This window comes from Novosphingobium lentum NBRC 107847, assembly GCF_001590965.1.
GTDB lineage: Bacteria > Pseudomonadota > Alphaproteobacteria > Sphingomonadales > Sphingomonadaceae > Novosphingobium > Novosphingobium lentum.
This window is the reverse complement of the sequence record NZ_BCTW01000016.1, coordinates 87,078-104,178: the sequence shown is the minus strand read 5'-3', so window position 1 is coordinate 104,178 and position 17,101 is coordinate 87,078. Positions and strand designations below refer to the sequence as shown.

Below are 17,101 nucleotides of genomic sequence, written 5' to 3'. Positions count from 1 at the left end.
GGCCCATCGCTAAGCTGACGCTTCGTTCGGGACCGGGTTCCACGCGATTGTATGGCGGTATCCGCCGCGCGTAAACTTGGAAAAAGCGACAGGGACCACAATCCCTCCCTCCGCCGTCGGAGTGTCTGGAGTATATAACTGTTTTATAACGATATTATTGCAAGTCAGCGGTGCCGCTGGGTTGCACTTGCCGCACAATGGGCGGTTCAGTCGATTTCCTCGTCCTCCCGGCGTTCCGCCATGCCCAGCAGCTTCAGTTTGCGGTGCAGCGCCGATCGTTCCATCCCGATGAAGCTCGCGGTTTTGGAAATGTTTCCCGAAAACCGCCGGATCTGCACCTTGAGGTATTCACGCTCGAAGTTCTCGCGCGCCTCTCGCAAGGGTACGCCCATCAGCGCCGATCCGGTGCTGTCGCCGCCCATACGGCCGCTGACGATCTCGGACGGCAGCATGTCGGAATCGATTCGCGCCAGGCGATCGCGCGGCGCGAGGATGATCGTGCGCTCCACCACGTTGCGCAGCTGGCGAACATTGCCCGGCCAGTCATAGCTTTGCATCGCCGCCATCGCTTCGGGCGAGATTCCCGGCGCCGTCACGCCCTGTTCGGAGGCGTAGCGGGCGAAGAAGTGGTCGACCAGCGCGGGGATATCGTCGCGCCGGTCGATCAGCGAGGGGATCGCGACGGGCACGACGTTGAGCCGATAGTACAAGTCCTCGCGGAACCGGCGTTCGGCGATCTCGTGCTCCAGCGGACGCGACGATGACGACACCACGCGCACATCGACGCGGATCTGGCGATGGCCGCCCACCCGCACGAACGCCTGTTCGGTCAGCACGCGCAGGATCCGGGCCTGGCTGGACGCCGGCATGTCGGCCACTTCGTCGAGGAACAGCGTGCCGCCATCGGCCATTTCCAGCAGCCCTGCCCGCACCAGCTTGCCGTCGGCTTCCTCGCCGAACAGTTCCTGTTCGAACCGTTCGGGGGTGATCCGGGCCGAATTGACCGTGACGAACGCGTTCTGCGCGCGCGGGCTCCAGCTGTGGAGCAGTCGGGCTGCGACTTCCTTTCCAGAGCCGGCGGGCCCGGTGATGAGCAGGCGGCTGCCGGTGCTAGCCACGCGTTTCAGCGTGGCGCGGACCTGGTTGATGGCCGAGCTGTTGCCGGTGAATTCATCCGCCATGGCAAAGCCCTGCCGTAACTGCGCGTTTTCGCGGCGCAATCGTTCGGTCTCGGTCGCCCGCTCGACCAGCAGCAGCAGGCGTTCGGCTTCGAACGGCTTTTCGAGGAAATCCATCGCCCCGCGGCTGATCGCGGATACTGCAGTGTCGATGTTGCCGTGGCCCGAGAAGATGATCACGGGCAATTCGGGCTCGCGCGCCTTGATCGCATCGAGCACTTCGAGCCCGTCCATCGGGCTGCCATGCAGCCAGACGTCGAGCAGCACGAGGCTGGGGCGGCGTTCGTCGATCGCCGCAAGCGCCGCCGTGCTGTCGCCCGCAGTGCGGCAGCCATAACCTTCGTCGCTGAGGACGCCGGCCACGAGCTCGCGAATGTCGCGCTCATCGTCGACGACCAGGATATCTAGCGCCATGATGTGGTCCTATTGGTAAAGTCGGTCATTGTGTTTTGGTCATTCGGCAGCTGCCGGAGCAATGTCGCCGACGGCGGCCATGCGGGTCAGCGGATCGCGGGCAAAGCGCATGGTCACGCGCGTTCCCCCGTCGGGCAGGGTGGTGAACGCCATTTCACCGCCATGTTCCTCGACGATCTTGTTGACGATCGCCAACCCCAGGCCGGTGCCCTTTTCGCGCGTGGTCATGTAGGGTTCGAGGATCCGGTCGCGGTCGGCGGGGAGCCCGACGCCGTTGTCTGCCACCGTGACCGTGATCGAATCGCGATCGCCCACCAGCCCGACCGCGATCCTGCCGCGAAAATCGACATCCTCGGCGCGGGCGCGGCTTTCTACCGCCTCGACCGCGTTCTTGAGCACATTGGTCATCGCCTGGCCGAACTGGTGGCGGTCGCACGCGACGGCGACGTCGGCGTTCTCGCCCGAGAAACTGAAGGCGATCTCCGAATGCGCGATTTCCTGCAGAAACAGCGCCTGACGAACCAGGTCGCTCGCGTCTTCGTTGCGGAACACGGGTTTGGGCAGCCGGGCGAACGACGAAAATTCGTCGACCATCTTCCGCAAATCGCCGACCTGCCGGATGATCGTGCTGGTCAGCTCCTCGAACAGTTCGGGATCGGCGGTGATCTGGCGCTTGTAGCGGCGATTGAGCCGTTCGGTGGCCAGCTGGATCGGGGTCAGCGGGTTCTTGATCTCGTGCGCGATACGCCGCGCGACGTCGGACCACGCCGCGCGGCGCTGGTCGAGCAGCTGGCGGGTGATGTCCTCGAACGTGATCACATGACCGTTGGCGTCGGCCACGATCTTCACCGCGAGCGTCAGCATTTCGGCGTCCTTGGCGTAAAGCACCACGCCGCCCGACTGGCCGCTGGCGACGAGTTGCGCCAGCTGCGGTGCCAGTTCGCCCAGCGTCATGCCCAGCGGACCCGGCCGCTCGCGGTCGTGCAGCAGCTTTTGCGCCGAGCTGTTGATCAGGCGGATCGCGCCGTTGCGATCGATCGAGACGATGCCGGCGGTGATCGATTCCAGCACAGCCTCGATGAACGCGCGGCGCATCTCGAGTTGGGCATTGGCGCCCACCAACGCACGGGTCTGACCCTCGATCTGTTCGGTCATGCGGTTGAAGGCGCGGTTGAGCAGGCCGATTTCATCGACCGCGCCGTGTTGCGGCACGCGCATCGCGAAGTTGCCGCTGCCCACGGTTCGCGCCGCCGATACCAGTTCTGCCAGTGGCGCCACCTGCCGATCGGCAAAGCGCAGCGCGACCCAGACCGACAGCCCGACCAGCGCCAGGCTGATCGTGAACAAGGCCAGGTTGAAGCGCAGCTGCAGCGCGCGCGCCCGGCGCGTGAGGATGTCGTAGGCCTTGAGCACCGACTGCGCGCGCTCCCACTGACTCAAGGCCAGCGCATCAGAATTGCGCGCGGCGTACAGGTAGATCCCGCGCGCGCGATCGAGCGGGGTGACCGCCTCGATCCGCTGGGCGCTGGCATGGGTCACCACCGATTCGCCCGCCTCCAGCCGACGAAGTTCGTCGAGCGAAACCCGCTCGCGATTGTCGTTCTTGTCGGGATCGACAATGGCGGCGGTGCGCAACGTGCCGTCAGGCCCCTTTTCCACGATCGCCGATTCATTCAGCCGGCGGCTTACGACCTGGAACGAATAGCCTTCGGCAAATTCGGGGCTGCTGATCGCCGCCTGGTTGAGGTAATCGTGCAAGTCGCCGGCCATGGCGACGCTTTCGTTGCCGACATCGCGCAAGTTCTGCTCATAATAGCCTTGCGCCAGCTTGTTGGCGTTCTCCAGCATCCCGCGCGAATTGTCCGAGAACCAGAATTCGACGCCCGACTGGAACAGCAGCGAGGCGAACACCACCACCAGCAGCGTCGGGATGGCCGCGATCAGCGAGAACAGCCAGACCAGGCGAACGTGCAACCGGCCATTGGTGCCCGCAACGCTCAGCGCCGCGCGCCGGATCGCCATGCGCCGACCGTAGAGCATCATCAGCGCCATCGCCGGCACCAGCGTGCCGATCAGCAGGCTGGAGGTGAGGCGCGACGCCAGCAGCTGCCCCCGCCCTTCGCTGGACGATACCGCCAGCCAGCTAACCACGAGCATGATTGCCAGGACCGCGGCGACGGCGAATTCCAGCATCGCGAAAACGTTGGCGCGTCGGGACCAGACGAGCAGCCTGCGGCTCCAGCGCGGCCATCGGCGCGCGCGCATTATCCTGGGATTTGCAATCTGCGTATCGACCATCGTTGCCGATATACAACGGCCCTGTTGCAAAAATGCAAGTACTATTCGGCCAATGGGATCGAGAATGCTACACTCTGGTTACGAAGCTGTCCGGATTGATCGAAAGTTCGCCAAGCCGCTTGCGCAAGGTGTTGCGATTGATCCCCAACAGCTGGGCTGCGCGCAACTGGTTGCCGCCGGTGCTAGCCAGGGCAAAGGCAAACAGCGGGCGCTCGAAAGCCGCCAGCGCAGTGTCATAAAGCTGGCCGTGCGGCGGCGTGGCAGCCGCCAACCAGTGAGTCAGCGCCCGACCGAAGTCTGGCAGTTCCTCGGAGCCGACCGAAGCCCACCCACCGGACGGCACCGGCAACCCTCCGCTCGGCGTTGGCTGCGGTGGAGCGATGCCCTCGCCCACCAGCAGGGGTTCGATCGTCGCCGCGTCGATCACGTCCTCGCGCGCCAGCAGCGCCAGGCGGAACACGAAATTGCGCAGCTCGCGAACGTTGCCCCGCCACGGCAGGCGCGACAGCAGGTCCGCGCCCGACGCGCCGAGTTGCCGCCGGGGCAGCCCCTCGGTCGCCGCGCGGCTGAGGAAATGACGGGCCAGCGCCTCGATATCGTCGCGCCGGTCGCGCAACGGCGGCAACTCGATCGGCACCACCGCCAGCCGATAGTACAGGTCTTCGCGGAACTGCCCGGCGGCGATCAGCGGCATCAGGTCCTTGTTGGTGGCCGCGACGATGCGCGCGTCGAGCGCGATCTCCTCGCGCCCGCCCACGCGCCGGATCTTGCCCGATTGCAGCGCGCGCAACAGCCGGGTCTGCGCCTGCATCGGCATGTCGCCGATCTCGTCGAGGAACAGCGTGCCGCCGCCCGCCTGCTCGAACTTGCCGACGTGCCGCGCCACCGCCCCGGTAAACGCGCCTTTTTCGTGCCCGAACAGCTCGCTCTCGATCAGTTCGGACGGGATCGCCGCAGTGTTGACCGCGATGAACGGACCCGTCGCGCGGTTGCCGAGCTGGTGAATCGCTTCGGCCACCAGTTCCTTGCCTGTGCCTGATTCGCCCAGGATCAGCACGGTCAGGTCGTTGCGCAACACGCGCGTGATCATCCGGTACACCGCCTGCATGGCGGCGCTGCGGCCGACCAGCGGCAGGGCTTGCGTCACATCGTCGGCCGATGGAACGTCATCGAACGGGGCGCCGGAACCGATCGCCTGCTGAACCGCCCGGACCAGCTCTTCAAGATCGAACGGCTTGGGGAAATACTCGAACGCGCCGGTATCGCTGGCGCGAACCGCCGTATCCAGCGTGTTCTGGGCCGAAAGGATGATGATCGGCATCGCCGGATGCGCATCGCGAATCCCGCCCAGGCTATCGATCCCGTCCCCGTCGGCCAGCATCACGTCGGTCATCAGCAACTTGTAGGATGCCCCGGCCAGAAACCGATCGCGGCCCGCGATGCTGTCGCTGCTGTCGACGACAAAGCCTTCCGCTTCCAGCGCGGCGGTGATCACCAGCGCGATCGAGACATCGTCTTCGATCAGCAGGATGCGTTTACTCATGACATGGTGCTCATGACTTTGTACTCATGGCCGGGCCTTCTTCAGTCCGGCACTGTCGGCTTTGGCGATCGGCAGGTGCAGGCGGAAATGGGTCCACCCGCTGGTATCGTCGCGATCATGGGTGATGCGGCCGTTCATGTCGCGCACCAGCTTCTGGACCAGCGGCAGGCCCAACCCCTGCCCCTGCTTCTTGGCGGTGACGAACGGTTCGAAGATATGATCGCGCACCCCCGGGTCGATGCCCGGACCGTTATCGCTCACGCGCAGTTCGATCGGCAGGCGCAACGGCTTGCCGCCGGGCCCGGCATGGACCTGGATGCCGCTGGCGAACCGCGTCCGCACCGCGATGCGGCTCGCCGGGCGCTGGCCGCAGGCTTCGCGCGCGTTGGTCAGCAGGTTGAGCAGCACCTGGACCAGCGCATCGGGATTGCACAGCACCGGCGGCAGCGACGGATCGAACTCCTCCTCGATCGCGACCGCTGCCGGATGGCCCGCCGCGATGATCGCCTGCGCCCGCCGCACCGCTTCGTGCAGGTTGCTCGGCACCACCGGTTCGGCGCTGCGCTGCGACAGCGACTGCATCTGGTCAATCAGCTTGGCGATGCGATCGACTTCCGAGGTGATCAGCTCGGTCAGCGCGCGCTCCGCGCCAGCCAGCTTGCGGTGCAGCAGCTGTGCCGCGCCGCGGATGCCGGCGAGCGGGTTCTTGATCTCGTGCGCGAGCACTTCGGGCGCGCGCAGGGCCACGCCCTCCCCGCCGCCTGCACCTGCTCCGTCACCGCTCAGCGCTTCGACACCGACGGATTCGTGCAGGACGAGCATCTGCCAGCCGGGGAAATGGGTGACAGGCGCGGTCATGACGTCAAGCCGACGCACCGGCTGGTCGTTGATCCGCACCCCGGCGCCGCGCGCGAACAACTGGGCATCGCCATCGGCCAGACGCTCCAGGATCAGCGGCTCCTGAAACGAGAACAGCTGCGCGACCGCTTTGCCCACCAGCCGCCGCGCGCCCTGCCCGGTCAGCTGCTCGGCCGCAGGATTGGCCGAAGCGATGACCAGATCGGGCCCCAGCACCAGCACGGCCATCGGCAGGCTGGCGACCAGACGGATGGCATCGGGACGACGCCAGTCTGCGGGTCCGCTCACGCCGGCAGCGCCCGCGTCATGCCGCCGCGCGCCGCTCCGTCGGCACGTAGAACCGCTTGAGGCTGGACAGCACCTCGCGCGCATCGTCGATGAAGTTCACGCGGTTGCGGAATTCGGCCGATCCCGGCAGTCCGCGCGTATACCAGCCGAGGTGCTTGCGCGCCATCTTCACGCCGGTTTCGCTACCGTAGTGCGCCAGCATCGCTTCGTAATGCTCGACGATCAAACGATATTGTTCGTCGATCGTCGGGTCGGCGCGTTCCTGACCCGTCGCCAGCCAGTGCATCACCTGACCCAGCAGCCACGGACGGCCATAAGCCCCGCGCCCGATCATCACGCCATCGGCGCCGCTCTGCTCCAGTGCGGTCGCGACATCGTCGATCGTGCAGATGTCGCCATTGACGATCACCGGCAGCGACACCGCCTGCTTGACCCGCCGCACGAAAGCCCAGTCCGCGCTGCCCTTGTACATCTGGTTGCGGGTGCGGCCGTGCACGGTGATCATCCGCGCGCCCAGATCTTCGGCGATGCGCGCCAGTTCGGGCGCGTTGAGCGCTGCGTGATCCCAGCCCATGCGCATCTTGACCGTCACCGGCACGTCGACCGCCTTGACCGTTGCCTCGATCAGCGCGGCGGCCAGCGGAAGGTCGCGCATCAGCGCCGATCCGGCATCGCCATTGACGACCTTTTTCACCGGGCAGCCCATGTTGATGTCGATGATCGCTGCGCCGCGATCGGCGTTGAGCTTGGCCGCTTCCGCCATTTCCAAAGGATTGCAGCCCGCCAGCTGGAGCGAAACGGGCTCTTCGATCGCGTCCCATGCCGCCTTCTGCAGCGACTGGCGCGTTTCGCGGATCATCGCCGGGCTGGCGATCATCTCGGTCACGTTGAGGCCCGAGCCGAAGCGCCGCACCAGCGTGCGGAACGGCCGGTCGGTCACCCCGGTCATCGGCGCCAGGATCACCGGGCACGCGACATGCACGTTGCCGATCGTCAACGGCGCAAGAACGGGGGGCACGGGAAGGTTCGACATGGGAGAAAAGCTGCCTAAAAAGCAGGCAGTCGCTTAGTGCATTGCAGCATCTACGGCAAGGCTGATAGACGCCGCGCACAATGCTGCCCGACGACACCCCTGCGATCGCATCGCTTCCGCGAACCGCGGCCATCGTCGTGGCGGCGGGCAAGGGATTGCGCGCGGGCGGCACGGTGCCCAAGCAATTCGCCCCGTGGCGCGGCAAACCGCTGCTGCGCCATTCGCTCGAAGCGCTGGCAGCCGCCGGAATCGCACCGATCGTCGTCGCCGTTCCCGCAAGCTGGGAAGCTGAGGCGGCAGAGGTCGCACAGGGCCTGTCTGCGGTCCGCTTCGTCGCGGGCGGCGCGACACGGCAGGATTCGGTGCGCGCGGCGCTCGAAGCGCTCGCTATGGCCGAACCGTTGCTGGTGCCCGAGCTGGTCCTCATCCACGATGCCGCGCGGCCCGTGTTGCCGGGTGCCGTGATCTCGGCGCTGATCGCCGGTCTGGCGGACCACGACGCCGCCATCCCCGTGCTCCCGGTCGTCGATAGTCTGGTGCGCGGCGAGGATGCCATCATGCAGCAGCCGGTTGCGCGCGAGGCGCTGTATCGCGTGCAGACCCCGCAGGCGTTCCGGTTCCCCGCCATCCTCGCCGCGCATCGCAACTGGCAGGGTGAGACCGTCGCGGGCGACGATGCGCAAGTCGCCGCGGCCGCTGGCATCACCGTCGCGCTGGTCGATGGTGATGAGGCCTTGCGCAAGGTGACGTTTGCTTCAGACTTCAGGGATCACATGAACCATAGCGCACTGCCTCGCGTCGGCCAGGGTTTCGACGTCCACCGCCTGGCGGATGGCGAAGAGTTGTGGCTGTGCGGAATAAAGATCGAGCATTCACAAGGCCTTGCCGGGCATAGTGATGCCGATGTGGCCATTCACGCACTGGTCGACGCGTTGCTTGGCGCAATTGCCGCAGGCGACATCGGCGATCACTTCCCGCCGTCCGATCCGCAATGGCGCGGTGCCTCGTCCGACCGCTTCCTCGCCCATGCCGCCAGCCTGGTCGGCGAGGCCGGTCAGGCGATCGGCAACGTCGATGTCACGATCATCTGCGAGGCCCCGCGCATCGGCCCGCACAAAGCCGCGATGCGCGCCCGGCTTGCCGCCATCCTCGCCATTGACATCGCCTGCGTGAGCGTGAAGGCCACGACCAGCGAACGGCTGGGATTCACCGGGCGCGGCGAAGGAATTGCCGCCCAGGCCATCGCCACGGTATTCCCGGCCACGGTATTCCCGATCGCCACAGTGTTCCCCGCTACCGCCATCCCGGAGTGTTGATCATGCGTATTCCCCGGACCGTTCTTGTCGCAGGTGCGATCGCTGCCCTGGTTCAGACGCAGGCGGCGCAAGCCGCTGCGTGCCTGACCGAAACCGAACTGACCGGAATGGCCGCCTACGCCATGCCGTCGGTGCTCGATGGCGCGATGGCCAGCTGCAAGCCGCACCTTGCCGCCAACGGCTATTTCGCGACGCAAGGCCCCGCGCTCGTGGCCCGTTACGCCGCGCGCAAGGATGCTGCGTGGCCCGCCGCCAAGGCCGCCTTCCTCAAGATCGGATCGGCGAAGGACGCCAAGATGACCGATACGGTCAAGGCGCTGCCCGACAACGCGCTGCAGCCGTTTGTCGAGGCGATGGTCGCGCAGATGGTGGGGTCGGGGATCAAGCCGGACCAGTGCCAGGCGATCGAGCGGGCATCGCGCATCCTCGCTCCGTTGCCGCCCGAAAACACCGCCGAACTGGTGGCGTTCATCGTCGCGGTGGCCGACAAGCCCAAGCCGGGCAAGACGGCTGACATCCCGCTGTGTCCGATCGCGGGAAGCAACTGACCGTGGACTGCCTGCTGCCCGAGGAAATCATGGTGCTGGCCCGCCGGGTGGTGGCCGAAAACAAGGCGCTTGGTCGCACGGTGGCGGTGGCCGAAAGCTGCACCGGCGGCCTCGTTGTCGCCGCGATCACGGAGGTTGCGGGGAGTTCCGCGGTACTTGATCGCGGGTTCGTGACGTATTCCAATGAGGCCAAGCAGGAACTGCTCGGCGTTTCGGGCGACCTGATCGACACGTTCGGCGCCGTCTCGCTCGCCGTGGCCTGGTCGATGGCACAAGGCGCGCTCAAGCGCAGCCGGGCGGACGTGACCGTTGCGATCACCGGAGTCGCAGGCCCGGATGGCGGCACCGCGCAGAAGCCGGTCGGCACGGTCGTGTTCGCCAAGGCCGTGCGCGGCGAGGATCCCGAAGCGGTCGACGCCGAACTGAAGCACTTTGCCGAAGCGACCAGCCGCGCCGACGTGCGCCTGCGCGCCACGATCATCGCGCTGGAACTGCTGCTGCCCTGAATCTGGCCCTGGATCGGTGTTGCAGCGCCGTCAGGCCGGGCGAACCATCTTCTGCTCGCCGTACAGCGCCGTCGCCCTGCTCTCGAACGCCGCCACCATCTTGCGGAAGGCGCGATCGACGTACTGGCCGGCAAGCCGTTCGAACAGCTGGTTGCGGAACGTGAAGTCGACGCAGAAATCGACGATGCAGCCGTCGTCGCCATCGGGCGCGAACGTCCAGTTATTCTCCAGCTTTTTCAACGGGCCGTCGAGGTAATCGACCACGATCTCGCGCGGCCGGGTCTTGCGCACGCGAGAGGTGAACTTCTCGCGAAGCGCGTTGAAGCCGACCAGCATGTCGGCCACCATCTCGCTCTCGGTGTTCGATTTCACCCGCGTTGCCACCACCCACGGCAGGAACTCGGCATAGCGGCCGACATCGGCGACCAGATCGAACATCTGTTCGGGCGTGAACGGCAGGTGGCGGGTTTCGGTGATGCGCGGCATGGCTCAGCCCCGGGAAGCGGCCTTGGCCAGTTGCGCCTCGCGCGATGCGCGCATGGCGCGGAAATCGTCGCCAGCGTGATAGCTTGAGCGGGTCAGCGGACTGGCCGCGACTTGCAGGAAGCCTTTCGCGCGCGCAATCGCACCATAAGCGTCGAACGCCTTGGGCGTGACGAAATCGGCGACTTTGGCGTGGCGCGGGGTGGGTTGCAGATATTGCCCCATGGTCAGGAAATCGATCCCCGCCGAGCGCATGTCGTCCATCACCTGGTGCACTTCGAGCCGTTCCTCGCCCAGCCCCAGCATGATGCCCGACTTGGTGAAGATGCGCGGGTCCAATCGCTTGACCTGTTCCAGCAGGCGCAGCGAGGCGTAGTAGCGCGCGCCGGGCCGGATCGTGGGATAGAGCCGGGGCACGGTTTCGAGGTTGTGATTGTACACGTCGGGACCGGCCGCCACGATCGCCTCCACCGCGCTGTCCATCTTGTTGCGGAAATCGGGCGTCAGGATCTCGATCGTGGTCGCCGGCGTCGTGCGCCGCAGGGCTTCGATCACCTTCACGAACTGGCTGGCCCCGCCATCGGGCAGATCGTCGCGATCGACCGAAGTGATCACGATATGCTCAAGCCCCAGCTTGGCGGCCGCTTCGGCGACGTGTTCGGGTTCCTGCGCATCGACGGCGCGCGGCATCCCGGTCTTGACGTTGCAGAACGCGCAGGCCCGCGTGCACACGTCGCCCAGGATCATCACCGTGGCGTGCTTCTTGGTCCAGCATTCGCCGATGTTGGGGCACGCGGCTTCCTCGCACACCGTGTTGAGCCCGAGATCGCGCATCAACTGGCGGGTTTCACCATACCCCTTGCTGGTGGGCGCCTTGACGCGGATCCAGTCCGGCTTGCGCTGGCGGGGTTCGGGACGAGATGTGCGGGGATCTGCGGCAAGGTCGTTCATCCTGCCCAGATAGAACCAACCGCCGCGGCTTGCCAGTGGCAATCATCCTCGCCCATAGACATCGCATGGCCGAATCTCATTCCCCCCAGCTCGACCGACTGATCTCGGGATACCGCCGCTTTCGCGAAACCGGATGGACCCCGCGCCGCGAGCGCTGGACCACGCTGGGCGAAGGGCAGGAGCCCGAAGTCATGGTGATCGCCTGTTCGGACAGCCGGGTCGATCCGGCGCAGATCTTCGACGTCGATCCCGGCGAGATGTTCGTGGTGCGCAACGTGGCGGCGATGGTTCCGCCGTTCGAAACGACGCCGGGCCGTCACGGCGTTTCCGCCGCGCTGGAATTCGCGGTGCAGGTGCTGAAGGTCAAGGAAATCGTGGTGATGGGCCACGGCATGTGCGGCGGTTGCAAGGCGGCGCTGACCCAGGAACTGCAAGGGGCAGAGCCCGGCGAAGGCGGCTTCATCGCCGACTGGATCGCCATGCTCGACGAAGCACGTGAACCGGTGGCAGCGCAGTACGGCATCCACGGCCGCGCTGCCGAGCGAGCGATGGAACTGGCCGGCGTGAAAGTGAGCCTGGCCAATCTGCGCACGTTCCCGTGCATTCGCCGCAAGGAACGCGACGGCGAGCTGCGTCTGCGCGGCGCGTTCTTCGCGATTTCCGACGGGGTGCTGCACGTGCTGGACGAGGACTCGGGCGAATTTCATTCGGTGGCCTGAGCCTCACGCGGCACGGCGGGCGACCTGAACACAAGAAGGGCGGCCGTTGCGGGCCGCCCTTCCTGTCTCAGCGTTGTTGGTATCGATCAGTGGACAGCGGTGCCGCCAGCCTTCTGATCTACATAGATCGTCCACAGCTTTGCCAGCGGCGCGCGCGGTCCGCCGACTTGCGCGAACGTTGCCTTGGCTTCGGCATACTTGCCTTCGTCCGACTGCGCGATGCCCAGCCGGGTCAGCGCGCGATCCTTGTCGACGCCGCCCTTCTGTACGGCCAGCATGTACAGCCCTTCGGCCTTGGCGGCATCGCCGTACGAGAGGTAGGCATCGCCCGTGGCGAGCGCACCCACGCCGTTGCCGGCAGCAGCGGCATCGCGGGCAAGCCCGGGCAGCGAGGCCTTGTCGGCGGCGACGCGACCACGCGCTTGCGTCATCGCATCGGTCACGAACGAATCGTTGGCCCTCAGCGCGCCAGCGGCAATGCCCGCTTCGCCGACTTTCACCACTTCACCCGGCAGGCGGCGCGGATCGGCAGCCTGGATGTACTCGACGTATTCGCGTTCCACGTACTTGGGATCGTTCGACAGACCGCCGCTGCGCAGCAGCAGGCGCCCCAGATCCAGCGATTCCTGGTTGGTGAAGTTGCCGAATTCGCGCACCAGCTGGCCCGCGCCGAGCCAGTTGAACGCGGTCGGGCTGTTCTGGACCATGAGCGTTGCCCATTCGATCGCCTGCGGGCCCAGCTTGTTTTTGTAGGCGATCAGGTTCGCGCGCTTGAACCAGTCTTCGGGCACTGCGCCACCGGCGGCTTTGCGTGCCGCGACGGCGGCTTTCAGCGAATCCAGCGCCTGGGTGTTCTGGCCCTGCTGAGCATAGGAATCGGCCAGCAGCTCGGCGGCGGCGTCTTCCTTGTAGTTGGCGGCAACGACCGGGGTAAGCGCCTTGACGGCGGTGGGATAGTCCTTGTTGCCATACGCGAAATTGCCGAGGTAGAACTGGTATTCGGACAGGTTCGCGGCGGGCACCAGGCCGCTGTCCAGCATCGACTGGATGCCGCGCTGGCGCATCTTCACGTCGTTGATCATGCCGCCAAGGGCAACGCCCCACTGGCCCGCGATCATCTTGTCGGACGGGGTCTTGGCCGCGGCCTCGACGGCGGCGAGTTCGGCCGGGGCCGTGGCCAGCGCTGCGGTCAGCTGCGACTGCGCGGCAGCCTTGTCGGCGCCAGTCGAAGCATCGACCTTGGCCTTGAGCGGCTTGGCGGCTTCGAGCGTCTTCTGGATCGGTCCGGCTGCAGCCACGAATTCCTTGGAGTTGCCACCAGCCTTGGGTGCGCTGTCCTTGGCAAATGCCGCAGTTGCGCCAAGACCGACGCCGCCGGCGAGCAGGCCGCCGGCAAGAGCCACGGCCAATGCGCCACGCGCAATCGCCGTCATGCCGATGTTTCCGAAAATACCCCGCATTCTCAATTCTCCTGATCGACCCGGACGTGCATTCGACAGGAATTTCTGCCGGCGTCCTCTCACCATGGGCGGCTGCGCTACTGACGCGAATTCACCGCCTTGGCAACTGGTGCCGGGTTAGGGTTCACGGCGTGAACGGCATTTGAATGGGATTTTAGGCACGGTCCGTCGCACGATCGGCAATTCGGGCCGGATTCGGGCCGGAAAATGTGGAAAACTGAAGGCTGCCCCGCAGCTTTCGAACCGCATTGCTGGTCATTGCCCGCACGATGGCCTAGGGCCTCAATCCTTCCCTACAACAGAGCGAAAAAGCCACCCACGTGAGCGACGATACCGACATTATCGATCCCCCCGCCCCTTCAGCGGCGCCAGAATTTCAGCGGATCGACATCGTCGATGAAATGAAGACCAGCTACCTCGATTACGCGATGAGCGTGATCGTGGCGCGCGCGCTGCCCGATGTGCGCGACGGGCTGAAGCCGGTCCACCGCCGTATCCTGTTTGCCAGCCAGGAAGGCGGCTTCGTCGCCGGCCGGCCTTATCGCAAATGCGCCAAGATCGTCGGCGACGTCATGGGCAACTATCACCCGCACGGCGACAGCGCGATCTATTACGCACTGGTCCGCATGGCGCAGGACTGGTCGATGCGCGTGCCGCTGGTCGATGGCCAGGGCAACTTCGGCTCGATGGATCCCGACGATCCGGCATCGATGCGCTATACCGAGGCGCGGCTGGCCAAAGTCGCCAACTTCCTGCTCGACGATCTCGACAAGGACACCGTCGATTTCGTCGACAACTACGATGGCTCGCGTCGCGAACCGTCGGTCCTGCCCGCGCGCTTCCCCAACCTGCTGGTCAACGGCGCTGGCGGCATCGCGGTGGGCATGGCCACCAACATTCCGCCGCACAACCTGGGCGAAGTGGTCGACGGCTGCCTGGCCTATATCGACAACCCGCTGATCACGCTGGACGAACTGATCGACATCATTCCCGGGCCGGATTTCCCGACCGGGCCGCTGATCCTCGGCCTGTCGGGCGCGCGCAAGGCGTACACCGAGGGCCGTGGTTCGATCATCATGCGCTCGCGCTATGAAATCGAGGAAGGGCGCGGCGACCGGCGGTCGATCGTGCTGACCACGATCCCGTACCAGGTCGGCAAGTCGGGTCTCGTCGAAAAGATCGCCGAAGCCGCCAAGGACAAGCGGATCGAGGGTGTTTCCGACATCCGCGACGAATCGAGCCGGCTGGGCGTGCGCGTGGTCATCGAACTGAAGCGCGATGCCACGCCCGAAGTGGTGCTCAACCAGCTGTGGCGCCACACCCCGGCGCAATCGAGCTTCCCCGCCAACATGCTGGCGATCCGGGGCGGCCGCCCCGAAACGCTTACGCTCAAGGACATCATCGAGGCGTTCATCCGCTTCCGTGAGGAAGTGATCACCCGCCGCACCAAGTTCGAGCTGAACAAGGCGCGCGACCGGGCGCACTTGTTGCTGGGCCTGGTGATCGCGGTCACCAACCTCGACGAGGTGGTGAAGATCATCCGCGGATCGGCCAACCCCGGCCTGGCCCGCGCGGCGCTGTTGGCGCGCGAATGGCCGATCGGCGAAATCGCGCCCTACATCCGCCTGGTCGAGGCGATCGAGGACGACGCGGAGGACGGATCGGGCAAGCCCTATCGCATGTCCGAAGCGCAAGTCCGCGCAATCCTCGACTTGCGCCTCCACCGCCTGACCGCGCTCGGCCGCGACGAGATCGGCGACGAGTTGCAGGTGCTGGCCACGGCCATCGCCGGCTACCTCGAAATCCTCGCTGACCGGCAGAAATTGTACGCCTTGATGCGGCAGGAACTGGTCGAAGTGCGCCAGGGCTATGCCACCCCGCGCCTGTCGGAAATCGCGCCTGCCGCCGACGGGATCGAGGACGAGGACCTGATCGAGCGCGAGGAGATGGTGGTCACCGTCACGCTCGACGGCTATATCAAGCGCACCGCGCTTTCGACCTTCCGCGCCCAGAACCGGGGCGGCAAAGGTCGCGCCGGGATGGCGACCAAGCAGGAAGACGCGGTCGCGACGATGTTCGTCACCTCGACCCACACGCCGGTGCTGTTCTTCTCCACCGCCGGCAAAGTCTATCGCATGAAAGTGTGGCGCCTGCCCGAAGGCGGCCCGGCCACGCGCGGCCGTCCGGTGGTGAACCTGCTGCCCGCGCTCGACAAGGACGAGACGATCGCCGCCGTGCTCCCGCTGCCCGAGGATGAGGCAGAGTGGGGCAAGCTCAACGTCGTGTTCGCCACCGCGCGCGGCAACGTGCGGCGCAACAGCATGGATGCGTTCACCAGCATTCCGTCGAACGGCAAGTTCGCCATGCGGTTCGAGGACGGTTCCGAAGATCGCCTGATCGGCGTCGCCTTGCTCGAACCGGCCGACGACGTGCTGCTCGCCACGCGGCAGGGCAAGGCCATCCGCTTTGCCGGTGACGACGTGCGGGAATTCCAGAGCCGCACCTCCACCGGCGTGCGCGGGATGACGTTGAAGAACGACGACGAGGTCATTTCGCTATCGATCCTCCACCGCGTCGGCACCACGCAGGAAGAGCGCGAGGACTACTTGCGCTTCGCCCCGTGGAAGGGCGAGCGTGAGGGCGATCCTGCCGATCCCGCGCGCATCGCCGAACTGGCCGAGCGCGAGCAGTTCATCCTCACGGTCTGCGCCAATGGCTACGGCAAGATGTCGTCCGCCTACGAATACCGCCGCACCGGTCGCGGTGGGCAGGGCATCACCAACATCGACAACATCGCGCGCAACGGCCCGGTCGTGGCCAGCTTCCCGGCGGGCAAAGCCGACCAGCTGATGCTGGTGACCGACCAGGCCAAGCTGATCCGCCTGCCGCTCGAAACGATGCGCGTGATCGGGCGCGGCAGCGCGGGCGTGCGGCTGTTCAACGTGGCCGATGCCGAACACGTGGTCAGCGCGGTCCGGTTGCTCGATGCGGCCGATGATGCCTTGCCCGATGATGCCCTGCCCGATGACGGTGAGGCAGACGACACCGTGCCGCCCGGCGGCGACGACGCGGCCTGATTCGATGGTGAATGCCAGCCCGGCGGGTGCAGGCCCGTCAGACCGCCCGCTGGTCGCCTACAAAGTGCTCACCCGGGCGCAGATGGCCGAGTTGGAGGCGCAGGGCTCCTTTGCGGGCGCGCCGGTGGATCTGGCCGACGGCTTCGTCCACTTGTCCACCGCCGCGCAACTGGCCGAGACGATCGACCGGCATTTCGCCGGACAGGATAGCCTGCATATCGTCGCGGTCGATGTCGAAGCGCTGGGTGATGCGATCCGATGGGAGCCATCGCGCGGCGGTCAGGATTTCCCGCACTTGTACGCGCCCCTGCCGCTGTCGGCGACGCTGGCTTACGGGCCGCTGGAGCGCGAGCTGGACGGCTCGGTGCGGCTGCCCACGGTCGCCTAACCCCCTGCGACCTAACCCCCTGCGACCTACCCCCCTGCGAT

14 protein-coding genes are annotated in these 17,101 nt (G+C 66.2%); 6 read left to right on the top strand and 8 right to left on the bottom strand.

The annotated features are described in order from the left end of the window. Positions 1-206 precede the first annotated feature (206 nt). The 5 genes from ntrX to dusB all read right to left on the bottom strand — a co-directional run bounded on the left by ntrX (position 207) and on the right by dusB (position 7,612). Positions 207-1,592 carry a nitrogen assimilation response regulator NtrX gene (gene ntrX, locus NL2_RS14835; RefSeq protein WP_068076467.1) on the bottom strand — a complete coding sequence of 462 codons (1,386 nt, stop codon included), beginning with the start codon at positions 1,590-1,592 and terminating at the stop codon, positions 207-209. Between the two features lie 39 nt (positions 1,593-1,631). Beyond that, positions 1,632-3,857: a sensor histidine kinase gene (locus tag NL2_RS14830; RefSeq protein ID WP_157083189.1), complete on the bottom strand. Its 2,226-nt coding sequence runs from the start codon at positions 3,855-3,857 to the stop codon at positions 1,632-1,634. 100 nt (positions 3,858-3,957) lie between these two features. Beyond that, positions 3,958-5,433 carry a sigma 54-interacting transcriptional regulator gene (locus NL2_RS14825; RefSeq protein ID WP_068076466.1) on the bottom strand — a complete coding sequence of 492 codons (1,476 nt, stop codon included), beginning with the start codon at positions 5,431-5,433 and terminating at the stop codon, positions 3,958-3,960. A 24-nt stretch (positions 5,434-5,457) separates the two neighbouring features. Further along, positions 5,458-6,579 carry a two-component system sensor histidine kinase NtrB gene (locus NL2_RS14820; RefSeq protein ID WP_068076465.1) on the bottom strand — a complete coding sequence of 374 codons (1,122 nt, stop codon included), beginning with the start codon at positions 6,577-6,579 and terminating at the stop codon, positions 5,458-5,460. Positions 6,580-6,595: 16 nt separating this feature from the next. Next, positions 6,596-7,612: a tRNA dihydrouridine synthase DusB gene (dusB, locus tag NL2_RS14815; protein ID WP_068076464.1), complete on the bottom strand. Its 1,017-nt coding sequence runs from the start codon at positions 7,610-7,612 to the stop codon at positions 6,596-6,598. Positions 7,613-7,692: 80 nt separating this feature from the next. On the opposite strand from dusB, the gene NL2_RS14810 reads away from it, so the two are divergent. The 3 genes from NL2_RS14810 to NL2_RS14800 are packed head-to-tail and all read left to right on the top strand — an operon-like array spanning position 7,693 to position 9,982. Next, on the top strand, positions 7,693-8,928 hold the full coding sequence (locus NL2_RS14810) for a bifunctional 2-C-methyl-D-erythritol 4-phosphate cytidylyltransferase/2-C-methyl-D-erythritol 2,4-cyclodiphosphate synthase (RefSeq protein WP_068076463.1): 1,236 nt from the start codon (positions 7,693-7,695) through the stop codon (positions 8,926-8,928). 2 nt (positions 8,929-8,930) lie between these two features. After that, on the top strand, positions 8,931-9,476 hold the full coding sequence (locus tag NL2_RS14805; protein ID WP_157083187.1) for a hypothetical protein: 546 nt from the start codon (positions 8,931-8,933) through the stop codon (positions 9,474-9,476). A 29-nt stretch (positions 9,477-9,505) separates the two neighbouring features. After that, positions 9,506-9,982: a CinA family protein gene (locus tag NL2_RS14800; RefSeq protein ID WP_068076488.1), complete on the top strand. Its 477-nt coding sequence runs from the start codon at positions 9,506-9,508 to the stop codon at positions 9,980-9,982. A 30-nt stretch (positions 9,983-10,012) separates the two neighbouring features. Here the strand turns inward: NL2_RS14800 and NL2_RS14795 are convergent, their stop codons facing one another. Both NL2_RS14795 and lipA read right to left on the bottom strand, forming a co-directional pair. Continuing rightward, positions 10,013-10,468, bottom strand: a complete 456-nt coding sequence (locus NL2_RS14795; protein ID WP_068076461.1) for a type II toxin-antitoxin system RatA family toxin — start codon at positions 10,466-10,468, stop codon at positions 10,013-10,015. Positions 10,469-10,471: 3 nt separating this feature from the next. Then, positions 10,472-11,416: a lipoyl synthase gene (gene lipA, locus NL2_RS14790; protein ID WP_068076460.1), complete on the bottom strand. Its 945-nt coding sequence runs from the start codon at positions 11,414-11,416 to the stop codon at positions 10,472-10,474. Between the two features lie 65 nt (positions 11,417-11,481). On the opposite strand from lipA, the gene NL2_RS14785 reads away from it, so the two are divergent. Then, positions 11,482-12,135, top strand: a complete 654-nt coding sequence (locus tag NL2_RS14785; RefSeq protein WP_068076459.1) for a carbonic anhydrase — start codon at positions 11,482-11,484, stop codon at positions 12,133-12,135. A gap of 86 nt (positions 12,136-12,221) precedes the next feature. Here the strand turns inward: NL2_RS14785 and NL2_RS14780 are convergent, their stop codons facing one another. Further along, the gene (locus tag NL2_RS14780; protein WP_068076458.1) at positions 12,222-13,595 is read right to left on the bottom strand and encodes a hypothetical protein; all 1,374 of its coding nucleotides are present in this window, start codon (positions 13,593-13,595) and stop codon (positions 12,222-12,224) included. A 320-nt stretch (positions 13,596-13,915) separates the two neighbouring features. Here NL2_RS14780 and gyrA point away from each other — a divergent pair, with 320 nt between their 5' ends. After that, the gene (gyrA, locus tag NL2_RS14775; RefSeq protein ID WP_068076457.1) at positions 13,916-16,672 is read left to right on the top strand and encodes a DNA gyrase subunit A; all 2,757 of its coding nucleotides are present in this window, start codon (positions 13,916-13,918) and stop codon (positions 16,670-16,672) included. Positions 16,673-16,676: 4 nt separating this feature from the next. Beyond that, positions 16,677-17,060, top strand: a complete 384-nt coding sequence (locus tag NL2_RS14770; protein ID WP_068076456.1) for a DUF952 domain-containing protein — start codon at positions 16,677-16,679, stop codon at positions 17,058-17,060. The last annotated feature ends 41 nt before the right edge of the window (positions 17,061-17,101 follow it).

Excerpts from the sequence above, each read along its gene's own strand:
- ntrX (WP_068076467.1), bottom strand. The coding sequence starts at position 1,592 with ATGGCGCTAGATATCCTGGTCGTCGACGATGAGCGCGACATTCGCGAG.
- NL2_RS14830 (WP_157083189.1), bottom strand. The coding sequence starts at position 3,857 with ATGCGCGCGCGCCGATGGCCGCGCTGGAGCCGCAGGCTGCTCGTCTGG.
- NL2_RS14825 (WP_068076466.1), bottom strand. The coding sequence starts at position 5,433 with ATGAGTAAACGCATCCTGCTGATCGAAGACGATGTCTCGATCGCGCTG.
- dusB (WP_068076464.1), bottom strand. The coding sequence starts at position 7,612 with ATGTCGAACCTTCCCGTGCCCCCCGTTCTTGCGCCGTTGACGATCGGC.
- NL2_RS14810 (WP_068076463.1), top strand. The coding sequence starts at position 7,693 with ATGCTGCCCGACGACACCCCTGCGATCGCATCGCTTCCGCGAACCGCG.
- NL2_RS14805 (WP_157083187.1), top strand. The coding sequence starts at position 8,931 with ATGCGTATTCCCCGGACCGTTCTTGTCGCAGGTGCGATCGCTGCCCTG.
- NL2_RS14800 (WP_068076488.1), top strand. The coding sequence starts at position 9,506 with ATGGTGCTGGCCCGCCGGGTGGTGGCCGAAAACAAGGCGCTTGGTCGC.
- NL2_RS14795 (WP_068076461.1), bottom strand. The coding sequence starts at position 10,468 with ATGCCGCGCATCACCGAAACCCGCCACCTGCCGTTCACGCCCGAACAG.
- lipA (WP_068076460.1), bottom strand. The coding sequence starts at position 11,416 with ATGAACGACCTTGCCGCAGATCCCCGCACATCTCGTCCCGAACCCCGC.
- NL2_RS14785 (WP_068076459.1), top strand. The coding sequence starts at position 11,482 with ATGGCCGAATCTCATTCCCCCCAGCTCGACCGACTGATCTCGGGATAC.
- NL2_RS14780 (WP_068076458.1), bottom strand. The coding sequence starts at position 13,595 with ATGCGGGGTATTTTCGGAAACATCGGCATGACGGCGATTGCGCGTGGC.
- NL2_RS14770 (WP_068076456.1), top strand. The coding sequence starts at position 16,677 with ATGGTGAATGCCAGCCCGGCGGGTGCAGGCCCGTCAGACCGCCCGCTG.